The organism is Acuticoccus kalidii (genome assembly GCF_021556395.1).
Taxonomy (GTDB): Bacteria; Pseudomonadota; Alphaproteobacteria; order Rhizobiales; family Amorphaceae; genus Acuticoccus; species Acuticoccus kalidii.
The window spans coordinates 84,175-98,587 of sequence record NZ_JAKGCS010000025.1; the positions used below are offsets into that span (position 1 = coordinate 84,175).

A 14,413-nucleotide genomic window follows, 5' to 3' on the forward strand; every position below is an offset into this window, starting at 1 on the left:
CTTCGCGCCGGATATGGTCCACAAAAGGCGCGGACGCGGGGAGGGAGAAAAACATGATCGGCCGTCTCAACCATGTGGCGATCGCGACGCCGAGTGTCGCGGCCGCCGCCGCGATCTACCGCGACGCCTTGGGCGCGGCCGTCTCTGCGCCGGTCGACCTGCCCGATCACGGGGTGACGGTGGTGTTCGTGACCCTCGACAACACCAAGATCGAACTCTTGGAGCCGTTGGGGGACGCCTCGCCCATCGCGCCCTTCTTGGAGCGCAACCCATCGGGCGGGCTTCACCATGTGTGCTATGAGGTGGAGGACATCCGCGCCGCGGCCGCCGCTTTGGCGAAGACCGGCGCCCGGATCCTCGGTGACGGCACGCCGAAGATCGGCGCGCATGGCAAACCGGTCCTGTTCATTCACCCCAAGGATATTGGCGGCGTTCTGACCGAGCTTGAAGAGGTCTGATGCAAATCGGAAGTGCCATCGCGATCTACTTTGTTTTCTGGTGGGTCCTGTTCTTTGCCGTTCTGCCCTGGGGCAACCGCGATCCTGTGCCCGAACGCGAGCGGGTCGCGGGGACCGAGCGGGGCGCCCCCGCGCGCCCACGCCTGTGGTTCAAGGCGTTGATCACCTCGATCGCGGCCGCCGTGGCGCTCGTGATCCTGATCGCGCTGCTGAACAGCGGGCTGACGCTCGACGACATTCCGCTGCCGGGCCCGCCCGAAGGCGACGGCGTCCTCAAGGTGATCTGACGCGCCGCGCAGCCATGCGAATTCGCGCTTGCACGATGCGCGGGAAGCCTATACCTCCCCGCGCATGATCACGACCGCGCCCATCGCCGCCCGCTACTATGCGACGTTTCCATAAGGAGCGGCGCGGTTCGATCATGTCTTGAAGCCAAAGCCGCCGTCGGGCGGCTTTTTCATGTTTGGGCCCTCCTGACGGCACGATCAGGAGCCCTACCGTGTCTCGACACAATCCGACCCTTGCCGAATTCGAGCCCCGCTCGGCGGCGCTGCGCACGCTGATCGCGCGCGGTCACGTCCATCAGGTCACCCATCTCAAGGGTCTCGACGAGGCCTTCGCGGGGGGCGCCGTGCCGGTCTATGCCGGGTTCGATGCGACGGCGGACAGCCTCCATGTCGGCCATCTTCTGCCGATCATGACGCTTCGCCGGCTACAGCAGGCCGGCCACAAACCGATCGTCCTCGTCGGCGGCGGTACGACGCGGGTCGGCGATCCGAGCTTTCGCGCCGACGCACGCCCGATGCTGAGCGACGCGGAGATCGCCCGCAACATTGCCGGGATTCGGACCGTGTTCGACAAGTTTCTGACCTTCGGCGACGGGCCGAGCGACGCCATCCTCCTCGACAATGCCGTCTGGCTCGACGCGGTGCGCTGGGTCGAGATGCTGCGCGATATCGGCCGGCACTTTTCCGTCAACCGGATGCTGACCTTCGACAGCGTGAAGGAGCGGCTCGATCGGCAGGACAATCTGAGTTTCCTGGAGTTCAACTACATGATCCTCCAGGCCTACGACTTCCTGGAGCTGTTCCGCCGCACCGGCTGCCGCGTCCAGCTCGGCGGATCGGACCAGTGGGGCAATATCGTCAACGGGATCGAGCTCGTGCGCCGGGTCGAGGGGGCGGAGGTGTTCGGCCTCACCGCGCCGCTCCTCACCACGGCCTCGGGCGTCAAGATGGGCAAGACCGCGGCGGGCGCCGTGTGGCTGAATGCCGACCGTCTCTCCGCCTATGACTACTGGCAGTTCTGGCGGAACGCCGACGATGGCGACGTCGTGCGGTTCCTCAACCTCTTCACCGACATGTCGGCCGAGGAGATCGCCGCCCATGCCGCGCGTTGCGCCGATGGCGGCACCGGGATCAACGCCGCGAAGGAGGCGCTTGCGACGGCGGTGACGGCACTCGCCCACGGCGCCGCCGCTGCGGACGCGGCGCGGGAGACGGCGGTGCGGGCGTTCGCCCACGGCGAGGCCTCGGACGGGCTGCCGAGCGTCACGCTCACCGAAGTGGAGCGGGGGGCGGGGGCGACGCTGGTCGACCTCATGATCCGGGCGGGGCTCGCGGTGTCGAAGAGCGAGGCGCGCCGGGCGATCGCGGGGCGCGGGGTCCGTCTCGACGGCGAGATCACCGAGGACGCCGAGGCGCGGATAGGCGGCGAGGATGTGCCGGTGCGCCTCTCGCTCGGCCGCAAGCGGCACGCCGTCATTCGTTGAGGCCGCCCTCGTTGGTCCCGGCGCGGCGATTGCGGCGTGCCGGGACCGTCCGGCGTCAGCAGACGGGCGGCGCGTTATACCGATAGCAGCGGCGCAGGCACCGCATCGGCCGGTCCCGTTCCTCGCACCGCTCCACGCAGAGCTGGGCGACCGTCGAGCAGATATCGACGCCGAGCATCGGCTCGATCGGCTTCAGCTCGCACGTTTCACGATCGTGCCGGTGGAGCTTGCCGTTCTCGTCGAAAAACGGGTTCGAGTGGCAACCATGGATTTCGACGAGGCCGGTGGACGGGGCCGGGGAGGGGAACGGCACTCTCGCTCCATCGAAGGGCATCGCCGCGAGCGGCGCGATCGTGGCGATGAGTGCCAGACAGTTCAACACGAGACGAACCATGATGCCGCGATACAGCCCCTGTGGTCTCCCTGTAAAGCATTTGAGCGGCTGCATCGATCCGTCGCCTACTTGCTGAAACTTTCTTCGCGCTCGCGGATCGTGGGGCCTTTGCCCTCGATCGCGGCGGCGGCTTCCGCGGCGGCCTGGTCCTGGAGCTGCCGGTTCCACATCTCGGCATAGAGCCCGCCTTCGGCGATGAGGCTCGGATGCGTGCCCCGCTCGACGATCCGCCCCGCCTCGACGACGATGATCTGATCCGCCTTCACGACGGTCGACAGGCGGTGCGCGATCATCAGCGTGGTGCGCCCCTCGGCCACCTCGTCGAGCGCGGCCTGGATCTCCTCCTCGGTCTTGGTGTCGAGGGCGGACGTCGCCTCGTCGAGGATGAGGATCGGCGGCGCCTTCAAGATGGTGCGGGCGATCGCGACGCGTTGCTTTTCGCCGCCGGAGAGTTTGAGGCCCCGTTCGCCGACCTCGGTGTCGAAGCCGTGCGGCAGCATGGCGATGAAGTCGGAGATCTGGGCCATCTCGGCGGCGCGTACGATCTCCTCGCGGCTCGCGGAGGGGCGGCCATAGGCGATGTTGTAGGCGATCGTATCGTTGAAGAGGACGGTGTCCTGGGGAACGATGCCGATCTTCCGGCGCAGCGATTCCTGCGTGACGGAGCGGATATCCTGCCCGTCGATCGTGATGCGTCCGTCCACCACGTCATAGAAGCGGAAGAGGAGGCGCGAGATCGTCGACTTGCCCGCGCCCGACGGGCCGACGATCGCAAGGGTCGTCCCGGCCGGCACCTCGAAGGAGATGCCGTGGAGGATCGGGCGTTCGGGGTCATAGTGGAACACGACATCGTCGAACCGCACGGTTCCTCGGGTGACGGCGAGGTCCGTCGCATCCGGCGTGTCCTTCACCTCCTGATCGATGCCGAGGACGCCGAACATCGCTTCGATATCGGCGAGCGCCTGTTTGATCTCGCGATAGACGAAGCCGATGAAGTTCAGCGGAATGGCGAGCTGCATCAGGAGCGTGTTGACGAGGACGAAGTCGCCGATGGTCTGCTCGCCGCGCATCACCGCATGGGCGGACATTGCCATGATGATGGTGAGACCGACCGTGAAGATGACCGTCTGGCCCATGTTGAGCCAGGCAAGCGAGGTCCAGGTGCGGATCGCCGCGTCCTCGTAGCGCTCCATCGAGCGGTCGAAGCGATCCGTCTCCATCCGTTCATTGTTGAAATATTTGACGGTTTCGAAGTTGAGGAGGCTGTCGATCGCCTTCGAGTTCGCGTCCGTGTCGGACTCGTTCATCTCCCGCCGGATGGTGATGCGCCATTGCGAGGCGCGCACCGTGAACCAGACATAGAGCACCACCACGACGACGATCACGCCGAGATAGGAGAAGGAGAATTGATAGGCGAGGACCACCGCCGTCAGCAAAAACTCCACGACCGTCGGCAGCGAATTGAGGATCGTGAAACGCACCAGCGTCTCGATCCCCTTGATCCCGCGCTCGATCACGCGGCTGAGGCCGCCGGTTCGCCGCTGGAGGTGGAAGCGCAGCGAAAGGCCGTGCAAGTGGATGAAGGTCTTGCGGGCGAGCTCGCGGACGGCGTGTTGGCCGACCCGGGCGAAGAGGGCGTCGCGAAGCTGATTGAACGCCATCAGCAAAATGCGGCCCATGCCGTAGGCGATGACGAGCATCACCGGGACGACGAGAAAGGCCGGAAGGGCCCAGCCATCGGCCCGCTCGGCCGCCTCTTTCGCGGCGGGGCCGAACTCGTCGCGGGTGAGGGCGTCGGTCGCGAATTTGTAGAGATAGGGGACGAGGACGGTGATGATCTTGGCGAGGATCAACAGCGCCATCGCGATGCCGACGCGCGCCTTCAGATCCGGCCGGTCACTCGGCCACATATAGGGCCAGAGGCGACGGATCGCGCGCAGGGTCTCACCGCGATCGGCGGAGACGTTGGAGTGTTCGGAAATCGTCATGCCGTCCGCGCAAGAGAGGTGTCGGGCTCGACTTAGACCAATTCCATATCGGTCCGAAAGGGTCCGGCACGGGAAGGTGATCGGTGACGCGCCGGCCGTCGGAGCCGGCGCGCCATCAAATTACTCGGCCGCTTCGGTGATCGTTCCGTCCCGTCCGCGTTTGTCGGCGCGCGTCGCGGCCTCTTCGTCGGGCCGTTTGGTCCGAGCGAGGACGGGGGCATAGACGTCGGGCGGCGTGCGCTCTTCGTGCGGTTCGCGATCCGGCTCCGGCGCGGGCGGCGTTCGCGGCTCGATCCGCCTCAGCGACGGCGCCGGCAGGGCGGCGGAGGCCGCCACCGCATCCGCCGGGCCCATTCCTGCCGCCCCGGCGCCTCCAGCCGTGGCCGGGGTCCACGCGCGGCCACGGGCCCGGGCGAGGGCGCGCGACACCGTCTCCGGCATGGCGAGCATCACCGGGACGACCACGAGGGTGAGGATCGTCGAGAACGCGAGGCCGGCGATGATCGCGGTCGAGAGCTGCACCCACCAGATCGCGGTGATGCCGCCGACGGCGACCGTGCGGGTGAAGAAGTCGAGGTTCACCTGTGTCGCCATCGGGATGAGGCCGGCGATCGTGGTGATCGTCGTGAGGAGGATCGGCCGGACACGCTGGGCCGCGGTGGCGAGCACGGCGGTCAATTTGTCCGGCTGTTCGAGCCGTTCGCGATTGTAGGTGTCGATGAGGACGATCGCGTTGTTCACGACGATGCCGGCGAGCGCGATCACGCCCGTCCCGGTCATGATGACGGAGAATTTCTGTCCGGTGATCAGCATCCCGAGGAGGACGCCGAAGACGGAGAGGATGATCGTGAGGAGCGTCAGCGCCGTCTGGTAGAACGAATTGAACTGCGTCACGAGGACGAGGAACATCATCACCAAAGACGCGATCATCGCCTTCATCAGGAAGGAGAAGCTCTCGGCCTGGTCCTCGTTCGCCCCACGGAACTTGAAGTGGACGCCGGCGGGCCAATCCTGCGCCTTCACCCATTCGTCGAGCTCGGCGATCTTGGCGTTGAGGTCATAGCCTTCCTCGCCGAGCACGTCGGCCTTCACCGTCATGGCGAAGAGCCCGTCGATGCTGGTGATCGACGAGACGCGCTGTTGCGGCGTGATGTGGAGGAAGTTCGAGACCGGCACCTGGCCGTTCGGGGTCTGGATGCGCAGATCGCCGAACTGGGCGAGCGTGCGGTCCGCCTCCGGGAAGCGCACGCGGATATCGATCTGATCCTCCGAATCATCCGGCTGATACTCCGAAAGGAGCACGCCGTTGGTGACGAACTGGATGATCTGGCCGACGGTCTGCACGTCCGCGCCGAAACGGCCGGCCTCCTGGCGGTCGATCTCGAGCTGCCACTCGATGCCGGGGAGCGGCCGGTCGTCCTCGATGTCGCGCAGACCCTCGACGGTATCGACATGGGCGCGAACGCGCTCGATCGTCTCGACGAGGGTCGCATAGTTGCTGGCCGAGACCTGGAGCTGAATATCCTTGCCGGTCGGCGGGCCGCCCTGGATCTCGCGCACCTCGGTCTTGGTGCCGGCAAAGTCGGTCCGGGCGCGGATGTCGTCGAAGATTTCGCTCGCGGGACGGCGGCAGCAATATTCGACAAGCTCGATCTGCAACGTTCCGATCACGTCCGCCGGTTTCTCGCCGCCGCCGTCGAGAAGACCGCCGCCGGTGGCCTCGCCGCCGGAGGGGAAGGCGTTCGTCACCACATTGTCGACGCCGTCGATCGCGAGCACCTCCGCCTCGACCTCGGAGACGAGGGCGAGGGCCTGTCGCGCGCTCATATTGCCGCGCGCGGAGACCATCACGACCGCGACGTCCGGCTCCTCCTCGACGAAGAATTCGACGCCGGAATTGTTGCCCATGAAGGCCGCCATGATGGCCGCGGCGACGCCGACCACGAAGACCACCGTGACGACGAAGCCGCCGACGCTGCCCGCGAGCCCGCGCAGGAGGCGGACATAGATCCGGGTCGGCCCGCGAACATTGTCGACGTCGAACGGACCGGTGTGCGCGGCGGAGCGGGCGGGAGCACGATCGCTCCCCCAGCGCTTGGCAAGGCGCGACGCGACGATCGTCGCGACCAGGAAGGCGCCCGCGGCCGCCACGTATTGGAGGGGACCGGCGGCGGCGAGGGCGATCATCGCGGCCGCACCCGCCGCCATCCCGGCGACGAGGCCGATGATGACGGCATTCGACAGCACCGAGCCGACCACCGGCAGGAAGACGAGGGCGGTGATCAGGGCGATCGTCAGGACGATGATCACCATGATCGGCAGGTAGCTCATGAACTCGCCCGCGACGCCCGGCCACAAGAGCATCGGCAAGAACGCGATCAGCGTCGTCGCGGTGGAGGAGATCAGCGGCCACGACATGAGGTGCGCGGCCTGGCGGAACGCTTCGCTCCGGCTGTCGCCCTCCGCGATGCGCCTGTCGGCGAACTCGACCATCACGATCGCGCCGTCGACGAGAAGGCCGACGGTGAGGACGAGGCCGAACATCACCATCATGTTGACCGTCATCCCGAGCCCGGACAGCACCAGGAACCCGAGAAGGATCGAGGTCGGGATCGCGATACCGACGAGAAGGGCGGAGCGGAAGCCGAGCGCGGCGACGATCACGATCATCACGAGGACGATCGCCGTCGAGATCGAGGCTTCGAGCCCGCCGAGCACCTCGTAGATGAAGCTCGACTGATCGAGCAGATAGTCGATCTTGATCGTCTCCGGCCAATCGGCGGTCGCCTCGTCGACGACGGCGCGCACCGCGTCGTTGTTCTCGATGATGTTCTCGCCGAGACGCTTGACGACGTTGATGGTGATCGCCGGCCGCCCGTTGACGCGGGTGAAGTTGGTCGGATCCTTGAACGAGCGGCGCACCTGCGCGATGTCGCCGACGGTGACGATCCCGTCCGCGTCCTGCTTCACCACCATGTTGGCGACGTCGCTCGGCTCTTCCACGAGGCCGGGGACCTTCACCGAGAAGCGGCCCTCGCCGGTGTCGAGGAAGCCGGCGGGCACCAAGGCGTTGTTGCGCGAGAGGCGCTGGAGAAGGTCGACCGGCTCGAGCCGGTAGCTCTCCATCAAGGTGCGATCGATGATGACCTCGAGCTGCTCCTCGCGCTCGCCCGACAAATCGGCGGAGAGAACGCTCGGGATCGCCTCGATCTGGTCCTTCAGCCGCCGGGCGTTTTGGAACAGCGTGCGCTCCGGCACGTCGCCGGAAAGGGCGACGATGATGGTCGGCACGAGCGAGAAGTTGGTCTCGGTGATGGTCGGCTCGTCGGCATCGGCCGGCAGCTCGGCCTTGGCGCGGTCGACCTTGTCGCGCACGTCGGCGAGGGCCTCGTCCTTGTCGAAATCGGCTTCGAATTCGAGGATGATGCCGGCATGGGACTCGGACGCGGTGGCGCGGATCTCCTTCAGCCCGTCAAGGCTGCGAAGCTGGGTCTCCATCGGCTTGACGAGGAGGCGCTGGGCGTCCTCCGGCGAAATGCCCTGCTGCGTCACCGAGACATAGAAGACCGGGACGTCGATATCGGGGTTCGCCTCTTTCGGGATCGTCGTGTAGACGACCGCGCCGCTGAGGAGCAGGAAGATCAGGAGGGTGACGACCGTCCGCGGACGGTCGAGAAACCCGTCGAGAATGGACCTCATGCCCCCTCACTCTCGGCGACCGGGTCGACGAGCTGTCCGTCCACCACATAATCCTGGCCGACGGTGATCAGCTTGACCGTTTCGGGAAGGCCGGACACCCAGAAACCGTCGGTGTCTTGCGTGACGATCTTCACCGGCGCGAAACTCACGCGGTTCTCCGCATCGACGGTGCGCACGCCGAGCTGTCCGGCATCGTCGAGCGTGAGGACGCCGGGGGAGACGCGGTGCGCTGTGATCGGGGGCAGCGGAATGCGTGCCTCCGCGGTGACGCCGTCGCGCAGCGCGCGATCGGAATTGGGCACGCGGATTTCCACCGTGAAGGTGCGCGTGTCAGTGTTCGCGGTGCTCGACACATAATGGACCGTGCCGTTGACGGTCTCGCCGGTGAGGAGCCGGACCTCCGCCTCGACGCCGGGTGACACGAGCGGAATTTCGCGTTCCGAGACCTGTCCCGTCACCACGATCGGGTCGGCATCGACGATCGTCGCGCAGAGGCCGCCGACGGCGACCACCGAACCGACATCGGTGAGCGGATCCTGGACGATGCCGGCGATCGGGGCCGTGACGATGGTGCGGGCGAGCTCCTGCTCGGCGGCGGCGACGACGGCGACGGCGGCATCGCGCGCGGCTTTGGTGGCGGCGACGCGGGTATCCGATTCGAAGCCTCGTCCGCGCAATTTGCTGGCGGCGGCGAAGTCGAGTTCGGCCTTTTCGGCTTCGGCCTTCGCCTGGGCGAGCTGGGCCTGGCGGACGCCCTCGTCGATCCGGCACAGCACGTCGCCGACCTCGACGGCGGTGCCGCGATCGACCGGCCGTTCGTCGACCCGCCCCGCCGTCTCGGCGGCGACGGTGACGAGCGCATCGGCGCGCGTGCGACCGCGCATGGTGAGGGCCCGCGGCCGCTCTTCGGCCTCGATCGACTTGACGCGCACGCGGAAGGGGGCGGCCTGCGCCTCGGTCCGCTCGGCCGGCGGCCGTCGGACCGCCTCCTCGGCGGTGCCGGAGACGATCATGTCGCCCGTCACCATCCAGGCCGTGATCGCGCCGGCGATCGCGAGGGAAAGGATCAGTTGGGTTCTCATTGATCTGCTTTCGCCTGCCGGTTCATTCGGCCGCTTGTGGGATATCTTGTCGCGCCATCGCGATCAGCCGGTCGCGATTGGCGTCGAGATAGTCGAGTGAGGCGGTCATACAGCTTCGGCCATAGCCGGTGATCCATCCGACGGCGGGGTTCTCGCACGCCTCCTTCTCGATGCGTTCGAGATGGGCGAGTTCGTCCCTAAGGTTTTTGCGACGCTGGTCGATCGCATCGCGCACCACCTCCTCGGGCAGTTCGGCCGCGAATTTCGCGACCAGCAGGAAGCGGGAGCGAAAGAGGTCCGGCCCCGGCTCGCGGGAGAGCGCATCAACCAGAGCGCGGTGTCCGGTCTCCGTGATCGCGTAGACTTTCCGCGCGGGTCTGCCGGCTTGAGTCTCTTCCCGAACCGTCACATAACCCTCGTTGGCGAGGCGCGAAAGTGCCGGGTAGATCGACCCGTAGCTCGCATCGACGAAATAGCGATAGTCGCCCTCGACCGATCCTTTCTTGATCTCGTAACCCGTCGCTTCCCCGTGGTGGAGGATCGCGAGACACAAGGTGCTGACGGGGCTCAATTGGTCGGCGGACAAAGGCGTCTCTCCCAAGGCGGTATATACTCGACCGATATATCTCAGCCCGATATGGCGGGTCGATATAAAAACTCAAGGGTGTGTCACGCTGTAACCGTGCGCGCTGAGTGCGCCTTTTTTCCTTGAAATCGCCGGATATGTTGCTTATCCTGCTTTCACTCGAAACATTTCTGGGGTGAACGGGGCGCGGATGGCACAACACCGCCTTTCTGCTGACGCGACGGACGTTGTCGTGGAGCTTGATGCAACTGACGAAGCGCCTGCGGCGATCGCGTCGAGTGAGGATCACTTGATGCTGCGCCGTGGTGTGCGCTGCGCCGGGGCACATCTCATCGTGGACGTGTATGGTGGCGATCGTCTGGACGATCTGGAGCATATCGAGACGACGCTGAAGCGCTGTGTCGAGGTCGCCGGGGCGACGCTCCTCCATGTGCACCTCCACCATTTCGACGAGAATGGAGGCGTGTCCGGCGTCGCGGTGCTCGCGGAAAGCCATATCTCGATCCACTCCTGGCCGGAGCACAGTTACGCCGCGCTCGACATCTTCATGTGCGGCGATACCCAGCCCGAGGCCTGTGTCGACGTGTTGCGCGAGGCCTTCTCTCCCGACCGGATCGCCGTCAGCGAGTTCTTGCGCGGTCGCGGCGTCTGATCGTGGGCAGCGAAGAGGATTGGGTCGTCGAGCACATCAATGACGCGTTCGGCTTCCGCACCGCCTTGAAGGCGGTCGGCGGGGTTCGCATGATCGACAGCGCGCAGCAGCTCGCCGTCTTCGAGAACCCCACCTTCGGCCGCGTCATGATCCTCGACGGCGCCTATCAGATCACCACGGCCGACGAGTTCGTCTATCACGAGATGATGGCGCACGTGCCGCTCTTCGCCCATGGCGCGGCGCGGGACGTGCTCGTCATCGGCGGCGGTGACGGCGGGGTGGCGCGGGAGATCCTGCGCCACGACACCGTCCGGTCGCTGACGATGGTCGAGATCGACCGGGCGGTGGTGGATCTCGCGCTCGAGATCTTTCCCGAGGTGTCGGCCGGCGCGTTCGACGACCCGCGACTTGCGCTCGTGATCGACGATGGCGCCGCCTTCGCCGCGCGGGCCGAGGGGCGCTATGACGTGATCATCGTCGATGCGCCCGATCCGATCGGCGCAGGCGCGGCCCTCTTCACGCCCGCCTTCTATGCCGGTTGCCGCGCGATGCTGCGGCCGGGCGGGGTGATGGTGACGCAGTCGGGTATGCCCTTCCTGGCGGCCGACTGGCTGCCGGGCCACGCGGCGAATTTGCGGAGCGTGTTCGCCGACGTCGCCTTTTTCCTCACCACGGTGCCGACTTATACCGGCGGCCCGATGGCGCACGGCTTCTCGACCGACGATGCCGCCTTGAAGGCGGTCCCGGTCGAGGTCCTCGCCGAACGACACGCGAGGACCGGGCTGCGCATGCGCTATTGGTCGCCGCAGGTCCATTCAGCCGCCTTCGCGCTTCCGCCCTATGTCGAGGCGGTGGTCGGATAAAGCGAGCCGGGCGATCGAAGCGGCGTCGGCGCCGCTCGCGCCCGCGGAAATCCTGGATTTGTCGCGGGCGACACTTGGCCGGTCGGTCAGGGCGCGCTATGGCCTTCGCGGTCCGGGCGGTTAGCTCAGCTGGTTAGAGCGGCTGGTTTACACCCAGTAGGTCGGGGGTTCGAATCCCTCACCGCCCACCATCTCCTCCACCTTTGCGAAACGGTTCGTTTGCCCTCGGCGGGGAGGGCGCGACATCCCGCCCGCGCGCCGGGGGCATCGCACACGGCGTATGGCGCACCTACTTACCTCTCGTCCTGTTCGTCCACCGCCTCCCGGAGCCATGGCCTCGTACGCTGCACCCGATACCCCGATACCCGTCGCCGGTCCCTTCCTCTTCATGCGCTCCCACCGCCCGGACCGTGTCACCCTCGCGGCGATCCGCGTCGGGCCGGAGGGGTTCGAGGCGGGTGAGGTGCGCACGCCGTTCGGCCAGTTTCCCGGCGAACGGCTCGCCTCCCGTCTCGGCCGCGACGTCGTCCGCTATACGTTCGACGTGCCCGCCACCGCCGAGGCCTGGTACGAGGTGGGGGACGAGCGCTATCCGGTGAACGCCGCGTTCGAGGGCGATCTCGCGATCGCCTTCGCCTCGTGCAACGGGCAGGAGCATGGCGACGAGGCGCGCGAGGAGGCCGAGCGCAATCTGATGTGGGGCCGCCTCGGCGAGCGCCATCGCGCGCGCCCCTTCAATCTCCTCCTCCATGGCGGCGACCAGATCTACGCGGACGAGGTCTCCCTCGCGCATCCCGCGTCCGCCGAGTGGCCGGACGAGATCCCCGACGTGTCCGGCCCGGAGGCGGAGGCGCTCGCCGAGGCGCTGCGCGACGGCTTCTTCCGCCGCTATGTCGACCAGTTCATCCATGCCGAATTCGCCTGGGTCGCAGCGCGCATCCCCTCGCTCGCGATCTGGGACGATCACGACATTTGCGATGGCTGGGGCTCGCTGCGCGCGAGGAAGCTCGATTCGGTGGTGGGCCGGACGATCTTCGATGCGGCGCGCGACATGGCTCTAATCTTCCAGTTCGGCGCGCGGCCGGACGAGGTGCCCGAGATCGCCATCGACCGAACCGGCCGCAGTCTTGGCTGGGCGGTCGATCTTCCGGGCCTCATGGTCGTCGCCCCGGATCTTCGCTCAGAGCGCCGTCCCGACCGGGTGATGGGGGAGGCCGGATGGTCGGGCCTGCGGGCCTGTCTCGGCGGGGTCGAAGGCGGCAAGGTGCTGCTCGTCTCCTCCGTACCCGCGCTCGGCCCGCGCCTGTCGGTGGTCGAGCGCCTCATGAGCCTCACGCCCTGGATGGAGAAATACGAGGACGACCTTCGCGACCAGTGGCAAAGCCATGCCCACCGCGAGGAATGGTGCGACTTCCTCTCCGAATTGATGAGGGTCCACGAGCGCGACGGGGCGAGCGTCACGGTGCTCTCCGGCGAGATCCACCTCGCGACGCGGGCGCACATGGAGACGGCGGCGGGCGCGCTTCACCAGCTCGTCGCCTCCGGGATCGCCCATCCCGCTCCGCCCGCGGCCTATGCGAAGGTCCTCGGGGCGCTCGCCTCGTTCGGCGAAGCGCCGCTCCCCGGTCATCCGATCCGGATCGAGCCCCTGCCGGGCCAGTGGGCGCGTTATATCGCCGAGCGCAACTTCCTCGTCCTCACCCGTGAGGGGGATGCATGGGAAGCGGTGTGGGATCTTGAGAAATCGGGGCCGACCCCGGCGCTTCCCATCTGAAGACGCCGCGCGCCGGTGAGGCGGCGCACCCGGTCAACGTCCCTCGGCCGGTGCGAGATGCGCATGATAGAGCGCCGTCAGGCTCTCGACGGCTTGCGAGACATACGGCTCCCTGTCGTACATGTCGTAATGATCGGCACCTTCGATGACGACGAAATCCTTGCGATTGCGGGCACGCTCCCAAAGCGACTTGCCGCCTTCATAGGAAAAGGTCGTGCCGAGCTTGCCGCCGACGATGACTTGCAGCGGCTGCACCAGCAACTCGCCCGCGAGGTGGAACGCGTCATAGCCGACGAGGAGCGCATCGCTGGTGGCGAGGCGCTGATTGGTGCGGTGATCGCTCTGCCCGCGCGCGGTCATGTAGAAGTCGATGGCGTTGAGCGTCGACGGATCGTCGATCCCGGCGGCCTTCGCCTCCTCAGGGTTCGGAAGCCATGGCGCCCGCTGGCGCTCCGCGCCCCGCGCTTCGGCGGTGCGCTGCTCGCCGATCGCCACCAGCAAGCGTTCCACGGCGTCCGCCTCGGGTGACATGCGCCGGAACGCGGTGCCGATATCGTTGGCGACGACGGTGCCGACGGCCTTGAAGCGGCGCTCGATCATCGCGGCGCCGATCGCATAACCACCCCCGGCGCAGATGCCGAGAAGGCCGATCCGCGCCTCGTCGATGAAAGGAAGCGTGACGAGGAAATCGACGGCGCTGCGGATGTCCTCGATCCGCGCCGCCGGGCTTTCGAGATCACGTGGCTCGCCGCCGCTCTCGCCCTGATAAGAGGGATCGAATACGAGGGTGACATATCCCTCCGCGGCGAGCTTTTCCGCATAGATGCCGCCGGCTTGCTCTTTGACGCTGCTGCCGGGTCCGACGACGACGACCGAAGCGTGACGTGCATTGGCGTCGAACCCCTCCGGGAGGCGGAGGTGGCCGACGAGTTCGTTCTGTTGGCTCGTGAAGGTCACGCGCTGACGGTCGATCGGCATGATGTCTCCCATGGTTGGGGCGGGTCCAGGCAATGATCGTGCCGGCAAGGCCTCACGATCCGGCCGTGTCACCGGCGAGCGAAAGGGCGGAGCGCATCAGCCGCCCGCCGGCGCCGGACAGCCACGCCTCGAAACGCATCGGGGGGGACATGGTCCTCGATCGCGAGC

The 14,413-nt window shown here is 66.9% G+C and carries 12 protein-coding genes and 1 tRNA gene; 7 read left to right on the forward strand and 6 right to left on the reverse strand.

The features are described from left to right. Nucleotides 1–53 precede the first annotated feature (53 nt). The 3 genes from mce to tyrS all read left to right on the forward strand — a co-directional run bounded on the left by mce (nt 54) and on the right by tyrS (nt 2,229). Nucleotides 54–458 carry a methylmalonyl-CoA epimerase gene (gene mce / locus L1787_RS17165; protein WP_235710213.1) on the forward strand — a complete coding sequence of 135 codons (405 nt, stop codon included), beginning with the start codon at nt 54–56 and terminating at the stop codon, nt 456–458. Continuing rightward, nucleotides 458–745, forward strand: a complete 288-nt coding sequence (locus L1787_RS17170) for a DUF1467 family protein (protein WP_235710215.1) — start codon at nt 458–460, stop codon at nt 743–745. The genes mce and L1787_RS17170 overlap by 1 nt, the downstream gene beginning before the upstream one ends. 212 nt (nt 746–957) lie before the next feature. Then, nucleotides 958–2,229, forward strand: coding sequence for a tyrosine--tRNA ligase (tyrS, locus tag L1787_RS17175; protein WP_235710217.1), 1,272 nt, complete (start codon nt 958–960; stop codon nt 2,227–2,229). A 55-nt stretch (nt 2,230–2,284) separates the two neighbouring features. On the opposite strand, the gene L1787_RS17180 is transcribed toward tyrS, so the two are convergent. From L1787_RS17180 to L1787_RS17200, 5 genes are all read right to left on the reverse strand, one after another. After that, complete coding sequence (locus L1787_RS17180; RefSeq protein ID WP_235710218.1) at nt 2,285–2,623, reverse strand: hypothetical protein; 339 nt, start codon at nt 2,621–2,623, stop codon at nt 2,285–2,287. A 65-nt stretch (nt 2,624–2,688) separates the two neighbouring features. Continuing rightward, on the reverse strand, nt 2,689–4,611 hold the full coding sequence (locus L1787_RS17185) for an ABCB family ABC transporter ATP-binding protein/permease (RefSeq protein ID WP_235710220.1): 1,923 nt from the start codon (nt 4,609–4,611) through the stop codon (nt 2,689–2,691). A 120-nt stretch (nt 4,612–4,731) separates the two neighbouring features. Further along, entirely contained in the window at nt 4,732–8,310 is a 3,579-nt protein-coding gene (locus L1787_RS17190) for an efflux RND transporter permease subunit (RefSeq protein WP_235710222.1), read from the reverse strand. Beyond that, entirely contained in the window at nt 8,307–9,392 is a 1,086-nt protein-coding gene (locus tag L1787_RS17195) for an efflux RND transporter periplasmic adaptor subunit (protein WP_235710224.1), read from the reverse strand. The genes L1787_RS17190 and L1787_RS17195 overlap by 4 nt, the downstream gene beginning before the upstream one ends. 22 nt (nt 9,393–9,414) lie before the next feature. Next, nucleotides 9,415–9,978, reverse strand: coding sequence for a PadR family transcriptional regulator (locus tag L1787_RS17200; protein ID WP_235710226.1), 564 nt, complete (start codon nt 9,976–9,978; stop codon nt 9,415–9,417). A gap of 292 nt (nt 9,979–10,270) precedes the next feature. Here L1787_RS17200 and speD point away from each other — a divergent pair, with 292 nt between their 5' ends. The 4 genes from speD to L1787_RS17220 all read left to right on the forward strand — a co-directional run bounded on the left by speD (nt 10,271) and on the right by L1787_RS17220 (nt 13,267). Continuing rightward, on the forward strand, nt 10,271–10,630 hold the full coding sequence (speD, locus tag L1787_RS17205; protein WP_369415109.1) for an adenosylmethionine decarboxylase: 360 nt from the start codon (nt 10,271–10,273) through the stop codon (nt 10,628–10,630). 2 nt (nt 10,631–10,632) lie between these two features. Further along, a complete protein-coding gene (gene speE / locus L1787_RS17210; protein WP_235710230.1) occupies nt 10,633–11,493 on the forward strand; it encodes a polyamine aminopropyltransferase in 861 nt (286 codons plus the stop codon). Between the two features lie 114 nt (nt 11,494–11,607). Then, a tRNA-Val gene (locus tag L1787_RS17215) sits at nt 11,608–11,684 on the forward strand. A 140-nt stretch (nt 11,685–11,824) separates the two neighbouring features. Next, entirely contained in the window at nt 11,825–13,267 is a 1,443-nt protein-coding gene (locus L1787_RS17220; protein WP_235710231.1) for an alkaline phosphatase D family protein, read from the forward strand. Nucleotides 13,268–13,300: 33 nt separating this feature from the next. Here L1787_RS17220 and L1787_RS17225 read toward each other — a convergent pair whose 3' ends face one another. Continuing rightward, entirely contained in the window at nt 13,301–14,245 is a 945-nt protein-coding gene (locus tag L1787_RS17225) for an alpha/beta hydrolase (protein ID WP_235710233.1), read from the reverse strand. Nucleotides 14,246–14,413 lie beyond the last annotated feature (168 nt).

Excerpts from the sequence above, each read along its gene's own strand:
- mce (WP_235710213.1), top strand. The coding sequence starts at position 54 with ATGATCGGCCGTCTCAACCATGTGGCGATCGCGACGCCGAGTGTCGCG.
- L1787_RS17170 (WP_235710215.1), top strand. The coding sequence starts at position 458 with ATGCAAATCGGAAGTGCCATCGCGATCTACTTTGTTTTCTGGTGGGTC.
- L1787_RS17180 (WP_235710218.1), bottom strand. The coding sequence starts at position 2,623 with ATGGTTCGTCTCGTGTTGAACTGTCTGGCACTCATCGCCACGATCGCG.
- L1787_RS17185 (WP_235710220.1), bottom strand. The coding sequence starts at position 4,611 with ATGACGATTTCCGAACACTCCAACGTCTCCGCCGATCGCGGTGAGACC.
- L1787_RS17190 (WP_235710222.1), bottom strand. The coding sequence starts at position 8,310 with ATGAGGTCCATTCTCGACGGGTTTCTCGACCGTCCGCGGACGGTCGTC.
- L1787_RS17195 (WP_235710224.1), bottom strand. The coding sequence starts at position 9,392 with ATGAGAACCCAACTGATCCTTTCCCTCGCGATCGCCGGCGCGATCACG.
- speD (WP_369415109.1), top strand. The coding sequence starts at position 10,271 with ATGCTGCGCCGTGGTGTGCGCTGCGCCGGGGCACATCTCATCGTGGAC.
- L1787_RS17220 (WP_235710231.1), top strand. The coding sequence starts at position 11,825 with ATGGCCTCGTACGCTGCACCCGATACCCCGATACCCGTCGCCGGTCCC.
- L1787_RS17225 (WP_235710233.1), bottom strand. The coding sequence starts at position 14,245 with ATGCCGATCGACCGTCAGCGCGTGACCTTCACGAGCCAACAGAACGAA.